We start from the raw sequence: 19,826 nt of genomic DNA on the forward strand, positions 1-19,826 counted from the left end.
TCTTACTCGGTGACCACGCTCGGCGAGCCGAGATTGGCCAGGCGCACGCTGTTCTGCACCTGGGCGATCTCACCCGGCGACCCGATCGGCCCCAGGCGTACCCGGTGCAGGGTCTGCTGATTGCGCACGATCGAGCTGATGAACACCGGAGCGCTCACCATCCCGCTGAGCTTCGACCTCAGGAGTTCTGCAGCGTCCGGGTTGGCGAACGCGCCCACCTGCAGATACTGGCCAGACGCTGGTGCAGAAGCGTTTTTTTTTGCGCTGATCTGTACAGGGACAGTATCAGAGGCATGTTGCTGCGGCGGCGGGGTCCACTGCTCGATGGTACCGGCCGACGCCGTGATCACCGGGGCGCTACTTTGCGCGACTTGCGGCTCGTTGAGCATCAGCGGCGCCGGACGGCCCTTGGCGGCCCACCATTGCTGCGGATCGATGCCCTCGACCTTGACCCGCGCGGTGCCGATTTCGGCATAACCGAGCTTCTTCGCGGCCGCGTAGGACAAGTCGATGATCCGGTCCGAATAGAACGGCCCGCGATCGTTGACCCGCAGGATCACGCTCTTGTTGTTGTCCAGGTTGGTCACCCGAACGTAACTTGGCAGTGGCAGAGTCTTGTGAGCGGCACTCATGCCGTACAGGTCATACACTTCGCCGTTGGCGGTGTTCTGCCCGTGAAACTTGGTGCCGTACCAGGACGCCGTGCCCGAGGCGACGTAGGTCTTGGATTCCTGCAACGGGAAATAGGTCTTGCCCAGCACGGTGTACGGATTGGCCTTGTACGGGCCGGTGTGCAGGGTCGGCGTGGCGTCCGGGATCCGCGAAACATCGACATCCCACCACGGCGCGCCGTCTTTGTGCGCGCGGTTGATGTCCAGCCCCGGCTGCGCACGTACGGCGGTAGACGAGGTCTTCTGGGTTGGCGCGCGGCTGGTCGAACAGCTGGCGACCAGCACCGCCAACGCGGCGAATGCCACCAGCTTCAGGGGTTTATTGATAGGCAATGCCCGCATTACTTGACGCCCCGTGCTTTTACCAGCTCTTCAGACAGTTGATGTACGGCCATGGCGTACATCACGCTGCGGTTATAACGCGTGATCGCGTAGAAATTCTTCAGGCCCATCCAGTATTCAGGGCCGTTGTCGCCTTCGAGGCGAAATGCAGTAACCGGCATATCATCGCGCAGCGCATCATGACTTGACCAGCCCAGCGCCCGCAACTCTCCGACCGTTTTCGTCGGCTCGATGCCGGTGGTCAGGCCTTCATCGACCTGCTCGCCGCGCACATCGGCGCGACTGACCACCGGTTCCCCGGCGACCCAGCCATGCCGCTTGAAGTAACTGGCCACGCTGCCGATCGCATCGTCCGGATTGGTCCAGATATTGATGTGACCGTCACCGTCGAAATCCACCGCATAGGCGCGAAAACTGCTCGGCATGAATTGCGGCAGGCCCATCGCCCCGGCGTACGAGCCTTTGAGGGTCAATGGATCGACCTGTTCTTCACGGGCCAGCAGCAGGAACTCACGCAATTCCTTGCGGAAAAATTCGGCACGGGGAGGATAGTCGAAACCGAGCGTGGACAACGCATCAATCACCCGGTAATTGCCGGTATTACGTCCGAAAAAGGTCTCGACGCCGATGATCGACACGATGACTTGTGCCGGTACGCCGTATTCCTGCTCGGCACGGGCCAGTACGGCCTCGTGCTGGCGCCAGAAGTCCACACCACGGGCGATGCGCGCGTCGGTGATGAACATCGGGCGATATTCTTTCCACTGCTTGACCCGCTCGGCGGGTTTGGAGATGGCGTCGAGAATCGCCTGCTTGCGCTGCGCCTCGCGGAACACCGCCATCAGTTGCTCGCCGGCAAAACCGTAGTCGCGGGTCATTTCACCGACGAATTCGGCCACCTGCGGTGAGCCTTCGTAATCGCCGGCCAGCGCTTCCTGCGCGCTGCCAAGGATGCCGACCAGGCCGACCCACGGCGCGTAACGAGTCGCCCAGCTGCGCATGACTTGCATTGAACTCTTCACCTTATTCAAACCTGTGCGATCCACTTGCGATGCGTATGAATCGACATCAAAACCCCAAACGCTGACAGCAGTGTCACCAGCGAAGTTCCTCCGTAGCTAATGAAGGGCAACGGCACCCCCACCACCGGCAACAGGCCACTGACCATACCGATGTTGACGAAAACATAAACAAAAAACGTCATGGTCAGCGCGCCGGCGAGCAATTTGCCGAACAGCGTCTGCGCCTGGGCGGTAATCACCAGGCCGCGACCGATCAGCAACAGATAGATCAGCAGCAGCGCGCAGATGCCCACCAGACCGAACTCCTCGCCCAGTACGGCGATGATGAAGTCGGTGTGGCTTTCCGGCAAAAAGTCCAGGTGCGACTGGGTGCCCAGCAGCCAGCCCTTGCCGAACACGCCCCCGGAACCGATCGCGGCTTTCGACTGGATGATGTTCCAGCCGGTACCGAGCGGATCGCTTTCCGGGTCGAGGAACGTGAGGATCCGCTGCTTCTGGTAGTCGTGCATGATGAAGAACCACATGGCGATCGCCACCGGCACGGCGGCAGCCAGTACGCTGAGGATCCAGCGCCAGCGCAGGCCGCCCATGAACAGCACGAACGCACCGCCGGCCAGAATCAGCAGTGACGTACCAAGGTCAGGCTGGCGCACAATCAGAATGAACGGCACGCCGATCAGCATCAGGCTGATGCCGACGTGCTTGAGCTGCGGCGGCAGCGTGCGTTTGGACAGATACCAGGCAATCGTCGCCGGCATCAGAATCTTCATGAACTCCGAAGGCTGGAAGCGGATCACCCCGGGGATGTTGATCCAGCGCGTCGCGCCCATGGCGTTGTGGCCCATGATGTCCACCACCAACAGCAGCACCACGCCGATCACGTAACCGAGCGGTACCCAACGCGCCATGAACCGTGGTTCGAACTGGGCGATGACAATCATCGACACCAGGCCGATGCCGAACGACGTGGCTTGTTTGCCCAGCAGATCCCAGCTCTTGCCGCTGGCCGAATACAGCACGAACAGACTGCCCGCCGCGAGGATCAGCAGCAGGATCAACAGCGGGCCATCGATATGCAGACGTTGCAGCAGCGTCGCCCGGCGACGCATCACATCCTCGCTGGAGAGCATGCGATCAAAATTATTCATCACGGGCCGTAGCCTCCGCACTGATAGGACCGGCGTATTCGGCCTTCAATCGACCATCCTGATCCAGAAGCCAGGCATCCATGACCTGACGCACCACTGGCGCGGCGACCCCGGAGCCGGACTCACCGTTCTCGACCATCACCGAAACCACTATTTTCGGGTTGTCGGCCGGGGCGAAACCAACGAACAAGGCGTGGTCGCGGTGGCGTTCCTGAACCTTGGAGCGGTCGTATTTTTCACCTTGTTTGATCGCGACGACCTGAGCGGTACCGGACTTGCCGGCGATGCGGTATTGCGCACCGATTGCCGCCTTGCGCGCAGTACCCCGGGCGCCGTGCATCACCTGCTGCATGCCGTGGTTGACCTTGGTCCAGTCCGACGGATCGCGCAGGACGATGTCCGGCATCGGGTTCTCGTCTACCGGTTTGGCGCCCTCAATGGTCTTGGCCAGGTGCGGCCGGTTCCAGATGCCTTTGTTGGCGACCAGCGCCGTGGCCTGCGCCAGTTGCAACGGTGTGGACTGCATATAACCCTGGCCAATCCCCAGAATCAGGGTTTCACCCGGGAACCACGCCTGCTTGCGCGTCGCACGCTTCCACTCGCGGGACGGCATCAGGCCGGGGGATTCTTCGAACATGTCCAGCGAGACCTTCTGGCCGATGCCGAACTTATTCATGTAGGCCGACAACCGATCGATGCCCAGCTTGTGCGCCAGGTCATAGAAGTAGGTGTCGTTGGAACGCATGATCGCCGTGTCGAGATCGACGAAGCCGTCACCGGTGCGGTTCCAGTTGCGGTACTTATGATCGTAGTTGGGCAGCATGTAGTAACCGGGGTCGAACACCCGGCTCGACGCCGTCACTACGCCAGAATCGAGACCGGCAATCGCCACCGCCGGCTTGATCGTCGAACCCGGCGGGTACAGACCGCGCAGCACGCGGTTGAACAGCGGCCGGTCGATGGAATCGCGCAGTTCGGCATAGGCCTTGAAGCTGATGCCGGTGACGAACAGGTTCGGGTCGAAACTCGGCTGGCTGACCATCGCCAGCACTTCGCCAGTCTTCGGATCGAGCGCCACCACCGCGCCGCGACGCCCGCCCAGCGCGGCTTCGGCCGCTTCCTGCAGTTTGATGTCCAGGCTCAGGACGATGTCCTTGCCGGGAATCGGATCGGTACGCTTGAGCACGCGCAATACGCGGCCCCGGGCGTTGGTCTCGACTTCCTCGTAACCCACCTGGCCGTGCAGTTCCGGCTCGTAGAAACGCTCGATGCCGGTCTTGCCGATGTGGTGGGTGCCGCTGTAGTTGACCGGGTCGAGGGTCTTCAGCTCTTTCTCGTTGATGCGCCCCATGTAACCCACCGAGTGCGCAAAATGCGCGCCCTGCGGGTAGTGGCGCACCAGCTGCGCGACCACTTCCACCCCTGGCAGGCGGAACTGGTTAACCGCGATCCGGGCGATCTGCTCTTCGGTCAACTCAAACAGGATCGGCACCGGCTCGAATGGCCGACGCCCCTGACGCATGCGTTTCTCGAAGATCACCCGGTCCTCGGGCGTCAGTTGCAGCACTTCGACGATCACGTCGAGCACTTGCTGCCAGTCGCCGGAACGCTCGCGGGTCATGCTCAGGCTGAAGCTCGGGCGGTTGTCCGCCACCACCACGCCGTTGCGGTCGAAGATCAAGCCGCGGGTCGGTGGAATCGGCTGCACGTGGACGCGGTTGTTTTCCGAGAGTGTCGAGTGGTACTCGTACTGGATCACCTGCAAGTAGTACAGCCGCGCAATCAGTACGCAGATCAACAGCATGACCGCAATGGCCCCGAACACGACGCGGCTACGCACCAGGCGGGCGTCCTTTTCGTGGTCCTTGATGCGGATCGGCTGAGACATGAGGGCAGGACTACTTGTGGTAAGGGTGACCGGACAGCACGGTCCAGGCACGGTACAGCTGTTCGCCGATCAGGATCCGCACCAGCGGGTGCGGCAAGGTCAGCGGCGACAACGACCAGCGCTGATCGGCGCGGGCGCAGACTTCCGGCGCCAGCCCTTCGGGGCCACCGACCATGAAATTGACCGTGCGCGAATCCAGCCGCCAACGGTCGAGTTCGACCGCCAGTTGCTCGGTGCTCCAGGGCTTGCCGTGGACTTCCAGCGTGACGATCCGCTCGTTCGGCCCGACCTTGGCCAGCATGGCTTCGCCTTCCTGGCGGATGAAACGGGCCACGTCGGCGTTCTTGCCACGGGTATTGAGCGGAATTTCCACCAGTTCCAGCGCCAGTTCGGACGGAAGACGCTTGGCATATTCATGCCAGCCTTCTTCCACCCACTTGGGCATGCGTGAACCGACGGCGATCAGTCGCAGTCGCACAGCAATCCCTTACAGCTGGTCTTTGTTGAGCTTGGTGAAATGCTCGTGGGTGTTTTCCGGGCTGTGGTGCTTGGCGTCTGCCGCACGGCTTTGCTCGGCACCGGCCCACAGGCGTTCCAGGTCGTAGAACTGACGCGCCGAGGCAGTCATCATGTGCACGATCACCAGGTCGAGGTCGAGCAGCACCCAGTCGCTGTCGCCCTTGCCTTCTTCGCCCAGCGGCTTGGCGCCCTGCTTTTTGACTTCTTCACGGACCTTGTCCAGCATCGCGTTGATCTGGCGATTGGACGTACCGGTGGCGATGATCATGTAGTCGGTGATGCTCTGCTTGTCGCGCACATCGATGATCTGGATGTCTTGTGCCTTGACGTCTTCCAGGGCTGCCACGGCAACCTTGACCAGCTCGTCGCCCTTGAGCGGCTCGTTGGTGTTGGCGACTTCCGGCAGCGGTGCGCTCTTGAACGTGCCTTTGCGCTTAACTTTGCTTACGTCTTTGTCAGTCATATAAAACTCGTTTTGCTCGTATATTCGGCGGCTTGGCGATACGTGGATTCGTATCAGTGAAGCACGCCTTGTTCAGTTCGACGCACGGTAAAGACCGTGCGCATCGATGTAGGCCAGGACCGCGTCGGGCACCAGGAAACGTACCGACTTACCGCTGGCCAGCAGTTGACGGATCTGGGTGGCGGAAACCGCGAGCGGTGTCTGCCAGACGAATGCAATCTGTCCGCTCGGCCCTTTCAGGGCCAGCGGGTCGCTCACCGAACGCGCTGCCAGCAGGTTGCGCAAGGCATCCGGCGGTTCGCTGTCGGCGTCCGGGCGCTGTAGCACCAGGATGTGGCAATGCTGGAGCAACTCTTCCCAGCGGTGCCAAGTGGGCAGGCCGCAAAATGCGTCCCAGCCCAAAAGCAGAAAAACCTGGGTCTCGGCGGCCATTTCGGCACGCATCAACTCCAGGGTATCAATGGTGTAAGACGGCTTGTCCCGCTGCAATTCGCGGGCGTCCACCACCAGCGGCGGCACTCCGGCCACCGCGCACTCAACCATTGCCAACCGATCCTGCGCCGACACCTGCGGCGTATCGCGGTGCGGCGGCCGGGCGCTGGGCATCATGCGCAGCTCGTCGAGCAGCAGCGCTTCGGCGACTTCCAGCGCACCACGCAAATGGCCGATGTGCACCGGGTCGAACGTGCCGCCCAGTACGCCGATGCGCCGGGGTCGGAGTTCGCCGTCAGGCAGCGGCGCTGTCAAGTCGAGGTCGGTCAAGTCAGACCGTCGCCTGGCCGCGCAACTGGCCATCACCGACCACGATGTACTTCTCGCAGGTCAGTCCTTCGAGGCCCACCGGGCCGCGGGCGTGCAGCTTATCAGTAGAAATGCCGATCTCGGCACCCAATCCGTATTCGAATCCATCGGCGAAGCAGGTCGGGGTGTTGATCATCACCGACGCCGAGTCGACTTCCGCGACGAAACGCCGGGTGTCGGCGAGGTTTTCACTGACGATCGAGTCGGTGTGATGCGAGCCGTAATGGTTGATGTGTTCGATGGCCTGATCCAGTCCGTTGACCACACGGATCGACAGGATCGGCGCCAGATACTCGGTGCTCCAGTCGTCTTCGCTGGCCGCCACCGCGTCGATGATCGCGCGGGTGCGTTCGCAGCCACGCAGCTCGACGCCTTTCTCGCGGAACTGGGCAGCCATCGACGGCAGGAAATCCTTCGCAACACTTTGATCAACCAGCAAGGTCTCCATCGCGCCACAGATGCCATAACGGTAAGTCTTGGCATTGAAGGCGATGCGCTGGGCTTTGGCCAGATCGGCGTGCTCGCTGACAAATACGTGGCAGATACCGTCCAGGTGCTTGATCACCGGCACCCGGGCATCACGGCTGATACGTTCGATCAGGCCACGGCCACCGCGCGGCACGATCACGTCGACATACTCGGGCATGCTGATCATCGCGCCGACGGCGGCACGGTCGGTGGTTTCGACCACTTGCACCACGGCTGCCGGCAATTCGGCCTCGGCCAGACCGCGCTGAATGCACGCGGCAATCGCCCGGTTGGAATGAATCGCCTCGGAGCCACCGCGCAGGATGGTCGCGTTACCGGACTTCAGGCACAGGCTGGCGGCGTCAATGGTCACGTTGGGCCGGGATTCGTAGATGATCCCGATCACGCCCAGCGGCACGCGCATCTTGCCGACTTGAATCCCGGACGGGCGGAAGCTCATGTCACGGATCGCACCGACCGGATCGGGCAATGCTGCCACCTGACGCAGGCCGACGATCATGCCGTCGATGCGCGCCGGGGTCAGTTCCAGACGCTCCAGCAGGGCCGGCTCCAGACCGTTGGCGCGACCGGCGGCCAGATCCTGTTCATTGGCTGCGGCCAGCTCGGCGCGAGCAGCGTCCAGCGCATTGGCAGCAGCCTGCAAGGCGCGGTTTTTCTGCGCGGTGCTGGCACGGCCGATGACCCGGGAAGCTTCGCGGGCGGCGCGACCCAATCGGGTCATGTAGTCAAGAACGGACTCAGTCATGGTCTGCTGGGGTCTTGGCAAAGAGGAAAGCGGCAGATTATAGCTGTCGCGTCCCGGGACTAACAGCGGTGACAGGCGGATGGTCGAAATGGACTGCAATTTGCCGACGTTCAGCCGTAATTAAGCCTCGGATTGTTATCATCACGACCTCCTTCGCCTGGATAACCACCGTTTGCCATGTCCAACCTGACCGTTCGCGCCACCGCCGAGCGCCTGCCACTGGGCCTTCCGGACGCTTTTTTCGACCGTGACGCGCAAGTGCTGGCCCGCGATCTGCTCGGCAAAGTCATCCGCCACCGGGTCGGCGATCTGTGGCTCAGCGCCCGGATCATCGAAACCGAAGCCTATTACTGCGCGGAAAAAGGCAGTCATGCATCGCTCGGCTACACGGAAAAACGTAAGGCTTTGTTTCTGGATGGCGGGCACATCTATATGTATTACGCCCGCGGTGGCGATTCGCTGAACTTCAGCGCTCAGGGGCCCGGCAATGCGGTGCTGATCAAGTCCGCCTACCCGTGGGTCGATGAAATCAGTGGGCCGGCGAGTCTGGCGCAGATGCTGCTGAACAATCCCGATGCCCAAGGCCGGCCGCGTCCTTCGCAAAAGCTTTGCGCCGGGCAGACGCTGCTGTGCAAGGCGCTGGGGTTGAAGGTGCCGATGTGGGACGCCAAGCGTTTCGATCACGAGCTGATGCTGGTGGAAGACACCGGGCCGGCACCGACCCAGATTATCCAGACCACCCGCCTGGGCATCCCCCATGGCCGCGACGAACACCTGATGTACCGTTTCGTCGACGCCGCGTATGCCCAGTGGTGCACGCGGAACCCGCTGCGCCGGGGCCAGGTCGAAGGTCGCGATTATTTTTTGCTGTCCTGAAGTGACACAGGTTTTGAACCTAATGCGCCCTTGTGGGAGCGGGCTTGCTCGCGAAGAGGGCGTGTCAGATACGAGCTCGTTGATGACACACCGCATTCGCGAGCAAGCCCGCTCCCACAGGGGTACTGAGTGATTGCTGAAGTTTTGTACAGCCTTCGGGACTTATTGAAGATTTGATGGAGTTGTGTGTATGGGCCCATGGCTCGATAGCGTGACCGGGTGGCTCGCCGCCAATCCGCAGTGGCTGGCGGCTGCGGTATTTATCGTCGCTTGCGTGGAGTGCCTGGCAATTGCCGGGCTGATCGTGCCCGGCACGGTGCTGCTGTTTGCCGTGGCCGTACTCGCCGGCAGCGGCGCACTGTCGTTGAGTGAAACCCTGCTGCTGGGCTTTCTCGGCGGGATACTCGGCGATGTGATCTCGTACTTCCTCGGCCGTCACTTCCACCAGAACATTCGCCGCCTGCCGGGGCTGCGCCACCATCCGGAATGGATGGCCGGGGCCGAAACCTACTTCCAGCGTTACGGCATCGCCAGCCTGCTGGTCGGGCGCTTCATCGGCCCGTTGCGGCCGATGTTGCCGATGGTCGCCGGGATGTGCGACATGCCCTTCCCGCGTTTCGCCGCCGTCAGCCTGCTGGCCGCCGCCGGCTGGAGCGTCGCCTACCTGCTGCCGGGTTGGGCCACCGGCGCGGCGATCCGTCTGCCGCTGCCGGAAGGTTTCTGGCTGCAGGCCGGCATCGTTGCCGCCAGTATTGCGGTGATGGTCGGCATGAGCGTCAACAGCAGCTTGCGCCAGCATCGCCGGGCGACGATCTGGATCAGCAGCATGAGCCTGTTGATTCTGATCGGCCTGTTTATTGGCTATCCGTATCTGCACGCCCTCGACCAAGGCGTGATGACCCTGGTGCAGGAACATCGGCAGCCGATGCTCGATGAAATCGCGGTGACGTTCACCCTGATCGGTGAATTCCGCAACATGCTGATGTTCAGCGCCCTGCTCACCGGTCTGTTGCTGCTGTGCCGGCAATGGCGCCAGGCAATCTTTGCCGGTGGCGTGCTGCTGTGCACCGCGCTCCTCAATACCGTCACCAAACAGTTTTTCGCCCGGGTCCGCCCGGAAGTGCTGACCGATCCGCTGACCAGCTACAGCATGCCCAGCGGTCATGCCTCCGGTTCGTTCGCGCTGTTTCTGGTGCTGGCGGTTCTCGCCGGTCGCGGACAACCGCCGCGCATGCGCCTGACCTGGCTGCTGCTCGGCTGTATTCCAGCGCTGTCGATTGCTTTGTCACGGGTTTATCTGGGTGCGCACTGGCCGACGGATATTCTGGCCGGCGCAATGCTGGCGGCGTGCGTATGTGCGGCGGGCTTGTGGCTGAGTCAGCGCAAGGCGCCGCTCAACGCCATGCCGTTCAAGGTCTGGTGGCTGGTTCTGCCCGCGCTGCTGGTGCTGTTCAGCCTGTTCGTTCTGCGGCATCTGCCGGACACGATGTTGCGTTACGCCTACTGATACTCAGGCGAACAGCTCACCCTGCAACTCATCGAGCAGCGCCTGGATCGCATCCAGTCGCTGCTGCGGATCGTCGAGTTGCAGCAGGTCGATCTTGTCTTCTTCGGCGAACGGCAGCAGATACGCCAGCTGATTGGCCAGCGACTGCTGCCCCAGCGCTTCGGTGCCCATGTTCAACGCCTCGACCATCGGGTGCTCGGCCAAGGCCTTGAGCAGCGCCACCAGATCGGCGTCTTCGTCCTGCAGCGGTTGCTCCGGCTCATCGTCCAGCCACTCGACGTCGGCGAGGATCAACTGATCGCGCTGCACTTCGGAGCGCAACACCTGAAAACGCCGCCCACCCTGCACCCGGATCCCGAGCAGACCGTTGTCCTGTTGCTGGAAATCGGTGATCCGCGCTTCGCAGCCGACCAGGGCAAAGCCCTCTGGCGCAACGCCGACTTCGTGGCCATCGAGGATGCACACCACGCCGAAACCGCCGCCCTGTTTCATGCAGCGGCCGATCATGTCCAGGTAGCGCGCCTCGAAGATCTGCAAGTCGAGGTTGCAGCCGGGGAACAGCACTGTGTTGAGCGGAAAAAGCGGCAGACTCATAGACATTTCCTTACACCACCATCGACACCGCCAACGGCAGGAACACCGCCGTGGCCACGCCCATCAGACTCATCGCCAGCGCCGCGAAGGCGCCGCACTCATCGCTTTCCTGCAACGCCACCGAAGTGCCGACCGCGTGCGCGGTCATGCCCAGCGCCATGCCGCGCGCCTCTGGGCTGTGCACGCCGAGCCGGGTCAGCAGCGCCGGGCCGAAGATCGCGCCGATCACCCCAGTGATCAGCACGAACACCGCCGCCAGCGCCGCCACGCCACCGATCTGCTCGGCCACCAGCATGGCAATCGGCGAGGTCACCGACTTCGGCGCCATGGTCATCAGAATCATGTGCTCGGCACCGAACCACCAGCCGAGCAACACGCCCATGCCCGTGGCGACTACACCGCCTATCACCAGCGTAGTAAAAATCGGCCAGAACAATTGGCGGATGCGTTTGAGGTTGAGATACAGCGGCACCGCCAGCGCCACCGTCGCCGGGCCCAGCAGAATGCTGAGGATTTCGGTGCTCTTGCGGTACTCGGCGTAGGTCAGGCCGCAGCCGACCAGCACGCCGATCACCAGCAGCATGGAGACCAGCACCGGTTGCAGAAAGATCCAGCGGGTTTTCTCGAACGCCGCCAGCACCAGTTGATAGGCACCGAGGGTGATGCCGATGCCGAACAGCGGATGATGGATCACCGAAGCCCAGGCGCCTTGCCAATCGAAGAGCATCACGACTCCTCCGAGTGCGGCGCGTGACGCTTGACCAGGCGTTGCATCAGCACCCCGGCGAAAGCCATCGACAGGATCAACGACAGCACCAGCGCGCCGACAATCGCCCAGAAATCGGCGGCAATGTCGCTCGCATAAACCATCACGCCCACCGCCGGCGGCACCAGCAGCAACGGCAGATAGCGCAGCAGGCTGCCGGCCGCGAGGTTCAGCGGCTCGCCGACTTCACCGCGAATGATCAGGAACACCAGCAACAGCAGCAGACCGATGATCGGCCCCGGCAGCACCGGCAACAGCAAATGGTTGAGTGCCGTGCCGAGCAATTGGAACAGCACCAGCATGGTCAGGCCACGTAACAACATCAGACATCTCCCCCCGCAAGTCCTCGGCATTATAAGCACGGCAGCGCTATGGATCGGCATTCGCCAAAAGCATGGTCGGTTGACCGGAGCAAATCGCCATGTTGATCTACAGTGGTTCGCAGGGCGGTCAAATCCCCCACCTGAAAAACTATAAAACCGATGAACCCAAGGAGAGTCTCAATGCCCTATGTTCCCGTTGCAGAGCTCAAAGATTATGTCGGCAAGGAACTCGGACGTTCCGAATGGCTCACCATCGATCAGGAGCGCATCAACCTGTTCGCCGAAGCCACCGGGGATTATCAGTTCATCCATGTCGATCCGGTCAAAGCCGCGCAAACGCCTTTTGGCAGCACCATTGCCCACGGTTTCCTGTCGTTGTCGCTGATCCCGAAACTGATGGAAGACATCCTCGTGCTGCCGCAAGGCCTGAAGATGGTGGTCAATTACGGTCTGGACAGCGTGCGTTTCATCCAGCCGGTGAAGGTCAACTCAAAAGTGCGCCTGAAGGTCGATCTGGCCGAAGTGACCGAGAAAAAACCCGGTCAATGGCTGCTCAAGGCCACCGCGACGCTTGAGATAGAAGGCTCGGACAAACCGGCCTATATCGCCGAACCGCTGTCGCTCTGCTTCGTTTGAGTCACGAGATGCGAAACAGCGCACGCTGTTTCGCATCAGCGCTGTTTTCCCGGCTGTATAAGGTCACATAGCTGCGGCATACTCGGTCGCCTAATTGCCCGGATCCCGCTATGCGCCCACTCGCTTCTCTTGCACCCCTTGCCCTGACCCTGATGCTCACCGCGTGCGGCGACGGCGAATCGCTGTTGCCCCCGGATGCACGGCTGCCGGACGGCGGACGCTATCGCGGTGAACTGGTCAACGGCTTGCTGCAAGGCCAGGGCCGGGTCGACTACCCTAACGGCAGCTGGTACGCCGGGCAGTTCGACAAGGGCCAATGGCATGGCCAAGGCGAGTGGCACGGCAGCAACGGCGAGGTCTATCGCGGCCAGTTCCAGCAGGGCCTGTTCGATGGCCAGGGCAGCCTGACCACCAACGCCAGCAGTTACACCGGCGGTTTCAAGCAGGGCCGCCGCGACGGCGAAGGCACCCTCAAGGAAAACGCCATGACCTACCGTGGCGAGTTCAAGGCTGACCAGTATTCCGGGCTGGGTCGTCTGGAAATGGACGACGGCAGTTCCTATCAGGGCCAGTTCGCCCACGGCAAACCCAACGGCGAAGGCCAGCGCGGCGACTCCAGCGGCAATACGTTCAGCGGCCACTTCGTCAACGGCCAGCTCGAAGGCAATGGCACATTCAACAGTGCCGATGGCGACATCTATGTCGGCGGTTTCAAGAACAGCCAACTGCACGGCAAGGGTCGCTACGAGAACGCCGACGGCGACGTGTGGCTCGGCCAGTTCAAGGAAGGCGCGCTGACCGGCAAGGGCGAACTGATCGGCGCCGACGGCAGCCATTACATCGGCTTCTTCAACGACTGGCGCTTCAGCGGTCAGGGCCGCTTGAACCTGTCTGACGGCAGCTTCTACATCGGCGGGTTCGACGGCGACAGCTACGCCGGACGCGGCACCCTGGTACTGACCGACGGCACCGTGCTCAGCGGTACCTGGATCAACGGCCAGCGCGTACGTGACGCCGACGGCAAGCTGTTGCCCGACACCCTCGAACTCGGCCTGCTGGCCCAGGGCCGCCTACTCGATAACGCGCTGGCCGCCGTGCCCGCCTCGACGCCGGCAGTCGAGCTGTACACCCTGACCCTCGGTGGCGACGGCAAGCAAAGCGTGTTCCTGCGCGAGTCCGACTACGTCGCCAACATGCTCACGACGCGTTTCGGCGCTTTTGGCCAGATTCGTCTGGTCAACCACCGCGAGCATCTCGCCGACCGGCCGATGGCCACCCGCGAAAACCTGCGCCGCGCCGCGCAGACCCTCGCTGAACGCAGCGGCCCGGAAGACCTGGTGTTCATCTACCTGACCAGCCACGGCACCGCCGAACACGAGCTGGTGCTCGACCAGCCGCGCATGGAGCTGGCCGACCTGCCCGCCGACGAACTCGCCGCCGTGCTCGCGCCACTGAAAAATCGCGACAAGGTGATCGTGATTTCATCGTGCTATTCCGGTGGTTTCATCCCCGCGCTGAAAGATGAGCGCACACTGATCATGACCGCCTCGCGCGCCGACCGCGTGTCGTTCGGTTGCTCGGAAGAAGCCAACTTCACCTACTTCGGCGACGCCCTGTTCGCTCAGGCCCTGAACCAGACCGACGATCTGGAGCAGGCCTTCAAACTGGCCAAGGCCACCGTCGCCGAGCGCGAACTGGCGGATAACTTCGAAGCCTCTGAACCACAGATCTGGGCACCGAAAACCGTGCTGGCGCACTGGCAACTGCTGCGTAAACAGCAGGCAAGAAAAGCGTTGCAGAGTGCTGCATTGAACGACGGAGCAACAAACAGCAACTAAGCTGAACAGTATCAAGGGAGAAACACTATGTACTTGACGCCTCAGCACGTATTGCTTGCCGGAGCCACCGGACTGACCGGTGAACATCTGCTCGACCGTTTGCTCAACGAGCCGACGATCACCCGCGTGCTCGCCCCGTCCCGTCGTCCATTGGCGGAGCATCCGCACCTGGAAAACCCGGTGGGCGACCCACAAGCGTTTCTGCCGCAACTCAGTGGTCGCGTCGATATCGCCTATTGCTGCCTCGGCACCACCATCAAACAGGCGGGTTCCGAAGCCGCGTTCCGCGCGGTGGATCTGGACATGGTGGTGGCCTTCGCCAAACGTGCGCGGGAGATGGGCGCGCGGCACCTGATCGTGATCAGCGCGCTGGGCGCCGATCCGAAATCGTCGATTTTCTACAACCGGGTCAAAGGCGAGATGGAGCAGGCGTTGCGCGCGCAGGACTGGCCGCAACTGACCATCTGCCGGCCATCGCTGTTGCTGGGTGATCGTACCGAACCGCGCCTGGGCGAACAGCTGGCGGCGCCGTTTTCCAAACTGATTCCCGGCAAGTACCGCGGCATCGAAGCCTGCCAACTGGCCCGGGCGATGTGGCGCCTGGCGCTGGAAGAACAGGATGGGGTGCGGATCGTCGAGTCGGATGAGCTGCGAAAGCTCGGCAAGTAAACACCGTACTTTGTGGCGAGGGGATTTATCCCCGATCGGCTGCGCAGCAGTCGTCGTTTTTCAGATTTTGGGGGGCGCTGCGCACCCCATCGGGGATAAATCCCCTCGCCACACTCCCCTACAACCCACCAGTCGCCTGAAACCCCACGCCAATCACGGTCAGCAAAGACAACGGCAACAGCAGCGTATCAAGCAACGCACTCGCCGGCAGGTCCACTCCCGGATAACTCGGCGCCTCAGCCCCGAAGCGGTCCATCGCACAGCACCCGCCATTCATCGCGTACAAATCCAGGCGTGTCCCGGAATACACCACCGGCGCCCCCGGCTTGGCCGCATCCAGCGTGCGCGCGGTGGCGCAGCCGGCCAGTTGCAGCGCCAGCGCAATCATCAACAGCTTATTCATCGCTGCTCAGATGATGCTCGCCCCAACGCGGCAGCATGTCCTGAGGAATGCCCAGCAGATTGAGAATCCGCGCCACGACGAAATCGATCAGGTCGTCGATGGTCTGCGGCTGGTGATAGAAGCCCGGCGAGGCCGGCAGGATGGTCACGCCCATGTTCGACAACTTGAGCATGTGTTCCAGATGAATGCTCGAATACGGTGCCTCGCGTGGCACCAGAATCAACTGGCGACGTTCCTTCAAAGTGACGTCCGCCGCGCGCTCGATCAGGTTGTTGCACGCGCCCGTCGCAATCGCCGACAAGGTACCCGTGGAACACGGCACCACCACCATCGCCGCTGGTGCGCCGGAGCCCGAGGCTACCGGCGACATCCAGTCTTCCTTGCCGTACACGCGAATCTGCCCGGCGGCCGCCCCGGTGTATTCGGTAAGGAACGCCTGCATCATCTGCGGCTTGGGCGGCAGCGTGACATCGGTCTCGGTAGCCATCACCAGTTGCGCGGCCTTGGAGATCAGGAAGTGCACTTCGCGATCTTCCCGTACCAGGCAGTCGAGCAGGCGCAATCCATACTGCGCGCCAGACGCGCCGGTCATCGCCAGAGTGATGCGTTCCGGGCCGCCGCTCTGGGCAAAAGTGTTCATTGCAGCGCCTCGGCGAGTTTGCCGTGCAGGCCGCCGAAACCGCCGTTGCTCATGATCACCACGTGGGTGCCGGGCTGGGCCTGGCTCTTCACGCGTTCGATGATGCCTTCCAGCGAATCGCTGACAATCGACGGCACGCTGCACAGCGCGGCGGTGGCGCCCAGATCCCAGCCGAGGTTGGCCGGGGCATACCAGATCACTTGATCGGCATCGACCACGCTGTCCGGCAGACCGTCACGGTGCGCGCCAAGCTTCATCGAGTTGGAGCGCGGCTCGATGATCGCAATCAGTGGTGCGTCGCCGATGCGCTTGCGCAAACCATCAAGGGTGGTAGCAATGGCGGTCGGGTGATGGGCGAAGTCGTCGTAGATGGTGATGCCGCGCACTTCGGCGACTTTCTCCATCCGGCGTTTGACGTTCTTGAATGCGCTCAACCCGGCGATGCCCATCGCTGGCACCACACCGACATGCCGCGCCGCTGCCAGCGCAGCCAAGGCGTTGGCGACGTTGTGCTGACCGGTCAGCTCCCATTCGACAGTGCCCTGGGACACGCCTTCGAACATCACTTCGAACGCCGAGCCATCGTCTTTGAGCAACTTGACCTGCCACTGACCGCCGACGCCGGTGGTCTGCACCGGGGTCCAGCAGCCCATTTCGATCACGCGCTGCAAGGCCGGTTCGGTGGTGGGGTGGATCACCAGACCTTCGCTCGGAATAGTCCGCACCAAGTGGTGGAACTGCCGCTCGATCGCCGGCAAATCGGGGAAGATGTCGGCGTGATCGAACTCAAGGTTGTTGAGGATCGCGGTACGCGGACGGTAGTGGACGAACTTCGAACGCTTGTCGAAAAACGCGCTGTCGTACTCGTCGGCCTCGATCACGAAGAACGGCGTGCCGCCCAGACGCGCGGACACCGAGAAGTTCTGCGGCACGCCGCCGATCAGGAACCCCGGGCTCATCCCGGCATGTTCCAGCACCCAGGCGAGCATGCTGCTGGTGGTGGTCTTGCCGTGCGTGCCGGCAACCGCCAGCACCCAGCGCCCTTGCAGCACGTGATCGGCCAGCCATTGCGGGCCGGAGACGTACGGCAGGCCTTTGTTCAGCACATATTCCACCGCTGGGTTGCCGCGGGACATGGCGTTGCCGATCACCACCAGATCCGGTGCCGGATCGAGCTGGGCCGGGTCGTAGCCCTGGGTCAACTGAATGCCCTGGGCCTCAAGCTGCGTGCTCATCGGCGGATAGACGTTGGCGTCGGAGCCGGTCACGTGATGGCCCAGCTCTTTGGCCAGAACCGCCATCGAGCCCATGAAAGTCCCGCAGATACCCAGAATATGAATGTGCATAGTCGACCTCGTAAAACATGGCCGCAGGTTAGCGCAGGGAGGGGGAAATCGCACCTTGTGTTTCGCCTTTGCCGACGCCTTCGCGAGCAGGCTCGCTCCCACAAGATAGGCGCTAACCCTGTGGGAGCGAGCCTGCTCGCGAACGGTGCGGCGCGGTTTAACGGGTGATCGCGTGTTTACGCAGCTTTCTGTAGAGCGTATTACGGCTGACCCCGAGCTGCTGCGCGGTCTGGGTCATATGCCAGCGCGTTTGCTCCAGCACATCGAGCAACGCCAGACGTTCAGCGTCTTCCAGCGGATGCTCGGACTCAACCGACTTCAGCTCCAGCGTTGGCCGCCCCTGCCGAATCATCGCCGGCAAATCCTCCAGCCCGATTCGCCCTTCATCACACAATGCCGCCAATGTGCGCAGGACATTGCGCAACTGCCGAACGTTGCCCGGCCAGTTGAAGGTTAGTAACGCCTGACGCGCCGGTTCGTCGATCAAGATTGTTTCGCCGCCGGCCTCCTCGGCCAGCAGGAAATCCAGCAACTGCGATTTATCACTGCGTTCGCGCAACGCCGGTAGCGCAACTTCGAGGCCATTGAGCCGGTAATACAGATCTTCGCGGAAGCTGCCGTCCGCCACGCGCTCCAGCAGATTACGGTGCGTGGCGCTGATGATCCGCACGTTGACCGCTTCCGGCTCGCCGCCAATCGGCACCACCTGCCGGTCTTCCAGCACCCGCAACAACCGGGTTTGCAGCGCCAACGGCATGTCACCTATCTCATCGAGAAACAGCGTGCCGCCATCGGCCTGCTGCAGCTTGCCGCGCATGCCATCCTTGCGTGCGCCGGTGAAACTGCCGCCGCGATAACCGAACAGTTCGCTCTCGATCAGGCTTTCCGGGATCGCCGCACAATTGAGGGCGACGAAGGCTTTGCTGGCGCGCTGGCTGGCGTGATGCACAGCCTTGGCAAAGGCTTCCTTGCCCGAGCCGGTTTCGCCATTGATCAGCAGCGGCACGTCGCGTTCGAACACCCGCAGCGCCTTGCGGAAATCCGCTTGCAGCGCCGCGTCACCGAGGCAAATGCCCACCAGCGCTTGAGGCTTGGCCACGATCGGGGCCGGCAGGATCGGCGCCGGCTTGCGCGATTCGCCGCGCAACAAGGCAAACAGATGCCGCCCGTCGCGGGTGCGCAGCGGCCAACTGGCGCTGGCATTGGCGCTGGCCCGACCGAGCAACTCGTCCAGCGAACAATCGAAAAATGCTTCCACCGGTTTGCCGAGCAAACCACCGCGAATATGCCCGAGCAGGTTCAGCGCGCTCTGGTTGACCGCGCTGATCCGCCCTTCGCCGTCAAACGCCAGCAGCCCTTCGCTGAACAAACCGACGGATTCGGCCTGAAGATGGAAACGCAGCAGCCATTGGTTATCGAAGCAGCGCAGGAAATAGCAGCTCTCGATCATCTTCGCCGACAGATTGACCAGCGCCATGGTGTGGAACTGGCTCTGCCGAGAAACGTCGTGGCGCGCCGAGGACACGTCGAGCACCGCCAGCAGTTCGCCGTGCGGGTCGAACACCGGGCTCGCCGAGCAGGTCAGGCCGGTGTGGCGACCGCGAAAATGTTCGTCCTGATGGATGGTCAGTGCCTGGCGCTCGACCAGACAGGTGCCGATGCCGTTGGTGCCTTCGCAGGCTTCGCTCCAGTCGGCGCCGAGCCAGAGACCGGCGCGTTCGAAAATCTTGCGCTCGGCCGGCGCGGTGACGCAGTTGAGGATCACCCCGCGCGCGTCGGTCAGCAGCACCGCATGACCGGCGCCGGAGAGTTGTTGATGCAGGCTGCTCATTTCATTACCGGCGATCTGCAACACCTGTTGCAGGCGTTCGCGGCTTTCAAGCACGCGCCCGTGTTCGAGCACGGTGGGCGCCATGGTCAGGGCCGGATCGAGGTGATAGTCCTCAAGACAGCGCAGCCACGAGCGGGCAATCGACGGATCGGCACCGGGCCCGTGCAGGTGCGGCTTGCCCTGACTGACGGTGAGAACCTGCTGGGCATGGCGACTCAAATGGTTGTCGTGCATTTCTTATTATTCTCCCCGAGATCAGTGCCGCCTCTTTATTGGCTGGCACATACCTTGTGGTGAGGGGATTTATCC

At 62.5% G+C, this 19,826-nt stretch carries 20 protein-coding genes; 5 read left to right on the plus strand and 15 right to left on the minus strand.

Annotated features, from left to right (window positions below; all coding sequences use genetic code 11):
* Window positions 1-2 precede the first annotated feature (2 nt).
* From AC3WMV_RS16835 to AC3WMV_RS16870, 8 genes are all read right to left on the minus strand, one after another.
* Window positions 3-1,013, minus strand: coding sequence for a septal ring lytic transglycosylase RlpA family protein (locus tag AC3WMV_RS16835; RefSeq protein ID WP_103367246.1), 1,011 nt, complete (start codon window positions 1,011-1,013; stop codon window positions 3-5).
* The gene (mltB, locus tag AC3WMV_RS16840; protein ID WP_007960589.1) at window positions 1,013-2,023 is read right to left on the minus strand and encodes a lytic murein transglycosylase B; all 1,011 of its coding nucleotides are present in this window, start codon (window positions 2,021-2,023) and stop codon (window positions 1,013-1,015) included. The genes AC3WMV_RS16835 and mltB overlap by 1 nt, the downstream gene beginning before the upstream one ends.
* A gap of 17 nt (window positions 2,024-2,040) precedes the next feature.
* Window positions 2,041-3,144, minus strand: a complete 1,104-nt coding sequence (gene rodA, locus AC3WMV_RS16845; protein ID WP_166497270.1) for a rod shape-determining protein RodA — start codon at window positions 3,142-3,144, stop codon at window positions 2,041-2,043.
* Window positions 3,145-3,175: 31 nt separating this feature from the next.
* Window positions 3,176-5,071 carry a penicillin-binding protein 2 gene (mrdA, locus tag AC3WMV_RS16850; protein ID WP_027612897.1) on the minus strand — a complete coding sequence of 632 codons (1,896 nt, stop codon included), beginning with the start codon at window positions 5,069-5,071 and terminating at the stop codon, window positions 3,176-3,178.
* A 10-nt stretch (window positions 5,072-5,081) separates the two neighbouring features.
* A complete protein-coding gene (gene rlmH, locus AC3WMV_RS16855; RefSeq protein WP_003185785.1) occupies window positions 5,082-5,549 on the minus strand; it encodes a 23S rRNA (pseudouridine(1915)-N(3))-methyltransferase RlmH in 468 nt (155 codons plus the stop codon).
* A gap of 9 nt (window positions 5,550-5,558) precedes the next feature.
* Window positions 5,559-6,053, minus strand: a complete 495-nt coding sequence (gene rsfS, locus AC3WMV_RS16860; protein ID WP_007960601.1) for a ribosome silencing factor — start codon at window positions 6,051-6,053, stop codon at window positions 5,559-5,561.
* 72 nt (window positions 6,054-6,125) lie between these two features.
* Window positions 6,126-6,848, minus strand: coding sequence for a nicotinate-nucleotide adenylyltransferase (nadD, locus tag AC3WMV_RS16865; protein WP_049827899.1), 723 nt, complete (start codon window positions 6,846-6,848; stop codon window positions 6,126-6,128).
* A complete protein-coding gene (locus AC3WMV_RS16870) occupies window positions 6,817-8,088 on the minus strand; it encodes a glutamate-5-semialdehyde dehydrogenase (RefSeq protein ID WP_103367245.1) in 1,272 nt (423 codons plus the stop codon). Before AC3WMV_RS16870 ends, nadD begins: the two co-directional genes overlap by 32 nt.
* Window positions 8,089-8,265: 177 nt before the next feature.
* On the opposite strand from AC3WMV_RS16870, the gene AC3WMV_RS16875 reads away from it, so the two are divergent.
* Together AC3WMV_RS16875 and AC3WMV_RS16880 are read left to right on the plus strand one after the other, a co-directional pair.
* Window positions 8,266-8,964 (plus strand): DNA-3-methyladenine glycosylase, encoded by a 699-nt coding sequence (locus AC3WMV_RS16875; protein WP_103367244.1) that lies wholly within the window; start codon window positions 8,266-8,268, stop codon window positions 8,962-8,964.
* 190 nt (window positions 8,965-9,154) lie between these two features.
* On the plus strand, window positions 9,155-10,471 hold the full coding sequence (locus AC3WMV_RS16880; protein ID WP_103367243.1) for a bifunctional DedA family/phosphatase PAP2 family protein: 1,317 nt from the start codon (window positions 9,155-9,157) through the stop codon (window positions 10,469-10,471).
* A 3-nt stretch (window positions 10,472-10,474) separates the two neighbouring features.
* Here AC3WMV_RS16880 and AC3WMV_RS16885 read toward each other — a convergent pair whose 3' ends face one another.
* The 3 genes from AC3WMV_RS16885 to AC3WMV_RS16895 are packed head-to-tail and all read right to left on the minus strand — an operon-like array spanning window position 10,475 to window position 12,154.
* Complete coding sequence (locus AC3WMV_RS16885; RefSeq protein WP_096796306.1) at window positions 10,475-11,065, minus strand: LON peptidase substrate-binding domain-containing protein; 591 nt, start codon at window positions 11,063-11,065, stop codon at window positions 10,475-10,477.
* Window positions 11,066-11,075: 10 nt separating this feature from the next.
* Entirely contained in the window at window positions 11,076-11,792 is a 717-nt protein-coding gene (locus AC3WMV_RS16890) for an LrgB family protein (protein WP_007960614.1), read from the minus strand.
* On the minus strand, window positions 11,792-12,154 hold the full coding sequence (locus tag AC3WMV_RS16895) for a CidA/LrgA family protein (RefSeq protein ID WP_095139173.1): 363 nt from the start codon (window positions 12,152-12,154) through the stop codon (window positions 11,792-11,794). Before AC3WMV_RS16895 ends, AC3WMV_RS16890 begins: the two co-directional genes overlap by 1 nt.
* Before the next feature lie 180 nt (window positions 12,155-12,334).
* Here AC3WMV_RS16895 and AC3WMV_RS16900 point away from each other — a divergent pair, with 180 nt between their 5' ends.
* From AC3WMV_RS16900 to AC3WMV_RS16910, 3 genes are all read left to right on the plus strand, one after another.
* Window positions 12,335-12,790, plus strand: coding sequence for a MaoC family dehydratase (locus AC3WMV_RS16900; protein WP_003228575.1), 456 nt, complete (start codon window positions 12,335-12,337; stop codon window positions 12,788-12,790).
* A gap of 110 nt (window positions 12,791-12,900) precedes the next feature.
* Window positions 12,901-14,628 (plus strand): C13 family peptidase, encoded by a 1,728-nt coding sequence (locus tag AC3WMV_RS16905; RefSeq protein WP_096796308.1) that lies wholly within the window; start codon window positions 12,901-12,903, stop codon window positions 14,626-14,628.
* A gap of 27 nt (window positions 14,629-14,655) precedes the next feature.
* Entirely contained in the window at window positions 14,656-15,297 is a 642-nt protein-coding gene (locus tag AC3WMV_RS16910; protein ID WP_007968134.1) for an oxidoreductase, read from the plus strand.
* 118 nt (window positions 15,298-15,415) lie between these two features.
* On the opposite strand, the gene AC3WMV_RS16915 is transcribed toward AC3WMV_RS16910, so the two are convergent.
* The 4 genes from AC3WMV_RS16915 to AC3WMV_RS16930 all read right to left on the minus strand — a co-directional run bounded on the left by AC3WMV_RS16915 (window position 15,416) and on the right by AC3WMV_RS16930 (window position 19,751).
* Window positions 15,416-15,700 (minus strand): YceK/YidQ family lipoprotein, encoded by a 285-nt coding sequence (locus AC3WMV_RS16915; RefSeq protein ID WP_096796309.1) that lies wholly within the window; start codon window positions 15,698-15,700, stop codon window positions 15,416-15,418.
* Complete coding sequence (ubiX, locus tag AC3WMV_RS16920) at window positions 15,693-16,340, minus strand: flavin prenyltransferase UbiX (protein ID WP_007968137.1); 648 nt, start codon at window positions 16,338-16,340, stop codon at window positions 15,693-15,695. The genes AC3WMV_RS16915 and ubiX overlap by 8 nt, the downstream gene beginning before the upstream one ends.
* Entirely contained in the window at window positions 16,337-17,686 is a 1,350-nt protein-coding gene (mpl, locus tag AC3WMV_RS16925; RefSeq protein WP_027612907.1) for a UDP-N-acetylmuramate:L-alanyl-gamma-D-glutamyl-meso-diaminopimelate ligase, read from the minus strand. The genes ubiX and mpl overlap by 4 nt, the downstream gene beginning before the upstream one ends.
* Before the next feature lie 157 nt (window positions 17,687-17,843).
* Window positions 17,844-19,751 carry a sigma-54-dependent Fis family transcriptional regulator gene (locus AC3WMV_RS16930; RefSeq protein WP_103367242.1) on the minus strand — a complete coding sequence of 636 codons (1,908 nt, stop codon included), beginning with the start codon at window positions 19,749-19,751 and terminating at the stop codon, window positions 17,844-17,846.
* Window positions 19,752-19,826 lie beyond the last annotated feature (75 nt).

It is taken from the genome of Pseudomonas sp. FW305-3-2-15-E-TSA4 (assembly GCF_058787295.1).

What these genes read in the sequence shown, in the direction of transcription:
- AC3WMV_RS16930 (WP_103367242.1), bottom strand. Translation starts at nt 19,751, where the DNA reads ATGCACGACAACCATTTGAGTCGCCATGCCCAGCAGGTTCTCACCGTC.
- nadD (WP_049827899.1), bottom strand. Translation starts at nt 6,848, where the DNA reads ATGGCCAGTTGCGCGGCCAGGCGACGGTCTGACTTGACCGACCTCGAC.
- ubiX (WP_007968137.1), bottom strand. Translation starts at nt 16,340, where the DNA reads ATGAACACTTTTGCCCAGAGCGGCGGCCCGGAACGCATCACTCTGGCG.
- AC3WMV_RS16895 (WP_095139173.1), bottom strand. Translation starts at nt 12,154, where the DNA reads ATGTTGTTACGTGGCCTGACCATGCTGGTGCTGTTCCAATTGCTCGGC.
- AC3WMV_RS16835 (WP_103367246.1), bottom strand. Translation starts at nt 1,013, where the DNA reads ATGCGGGCATTGCCTATCAATAAACCCCTGAAGCTGGTGGCATTCGCC.
- mpl (WP_027612907.1), bottom strand. Translation starts at nt 17,686, where the DNA reads ATGCACATTCATATTCTGGGTATCTGCGGGACTTTCATGGGCTCGATG.
- mrdA (WP_027612897.1), bottom strand. Translation starts at nt 5,071, where the DNA reads ATGTCTCAGCCGATCCGCATCAAGGACCACGAAAAGGACGCCCGCCTG.
- AC3WMV_RS16870 (WP_103367245.1), bottom strand. Translation starts at nt 8,088, where the DNA reads ATGACTGAGTCCGTTCTTGACTACATGACCCGATTGGGTCGCGCCGCC.
- mltB (WP_007960589.1), bottom strand. Translation starts at nt 2,023, where the DNA reads ATGCAAGTCATGCGCAGCTGGGCGACTCGTTACGCGCCGTGGGTCGGC.
- AC3WMV_RS16915 (WP_096796309.1), bottom strand. Translation starts at nt 15,700, where the DNA reads ATGAATAAGCTGTTGATGATTGCGCTGGCGCTGCAACTGGCCGGCTGC.
- rsfS (WP_007960601.1), bottom strand. Translation starts at nt 6,053, where the DNA reads ATGACTGACAAAGACGTAAGCAAAGTTAAGCGCAAAGGCACGTTCAAG.
- AC3WMV_RS16890 (WP_007960614.1), bottom strand. Translation starts at nt 11,792, where the DNA reads ATGCTCTTCGATTGGCAAGGCGCCTGGGCTTCGGTGATCCATCATCCG.
- AC3WMV_RS16910 (WP_007968134.1), top strand. Translation starts at nt 14,656, where the DNA reads ATGTACTTGACGCCTCAGCACGTATTGCTTGCCGGAGCCACCGGACTG.
- AC3WMV_RS16900 (WP_003228575.1), top strand. Translation starts at nt 12,335, where the DNA reads ATGCCCTATGTTCCCGTTGCAGAGCTCAAAGATTATGTCGGCAAGGAA.
- AC3WMV_RS16885 (WP_096796306.1), bottom strand. Translation starts at nt 11,065, where the DNA reads ATGAGTCTGCCGCTTTTTCCGCTCAACACAGTGCTGTTCCCCGGCTGC.
- AC3WMV_RS16905 (WP_096796308.1), top strand. Translation starts at nt 12,901, where the DNA reads ATGCGCCCACTCGCTTCTCTTGCACCCCTTGCCCTGACCCTGATGCTC.
- rodA (WP_166497270.1), bottom strand. Translation starts at nt 3,144, where the DNA reads ATGCGTCGCCGGGCGACGCTGCTGCAACGTCTGCATATCGATGGCCCG.
- AC3WMV_RS16875 (WP_103367244.1), top strand. Translation starts at nt 8,266, where the DNA reads ATGTCCAACCTGACCGTTCGCGCCACCGCCGAGCGCCTGCCACTGGGC.
- AC3WMV_RS16880 (WP_103367243.1), top strand. Translation starts at nt 9,155, where the DNA reads ATGGGCCCATGGCTCGATAGCGTGACCGGGTGGCTCGCCGCCAATCCG.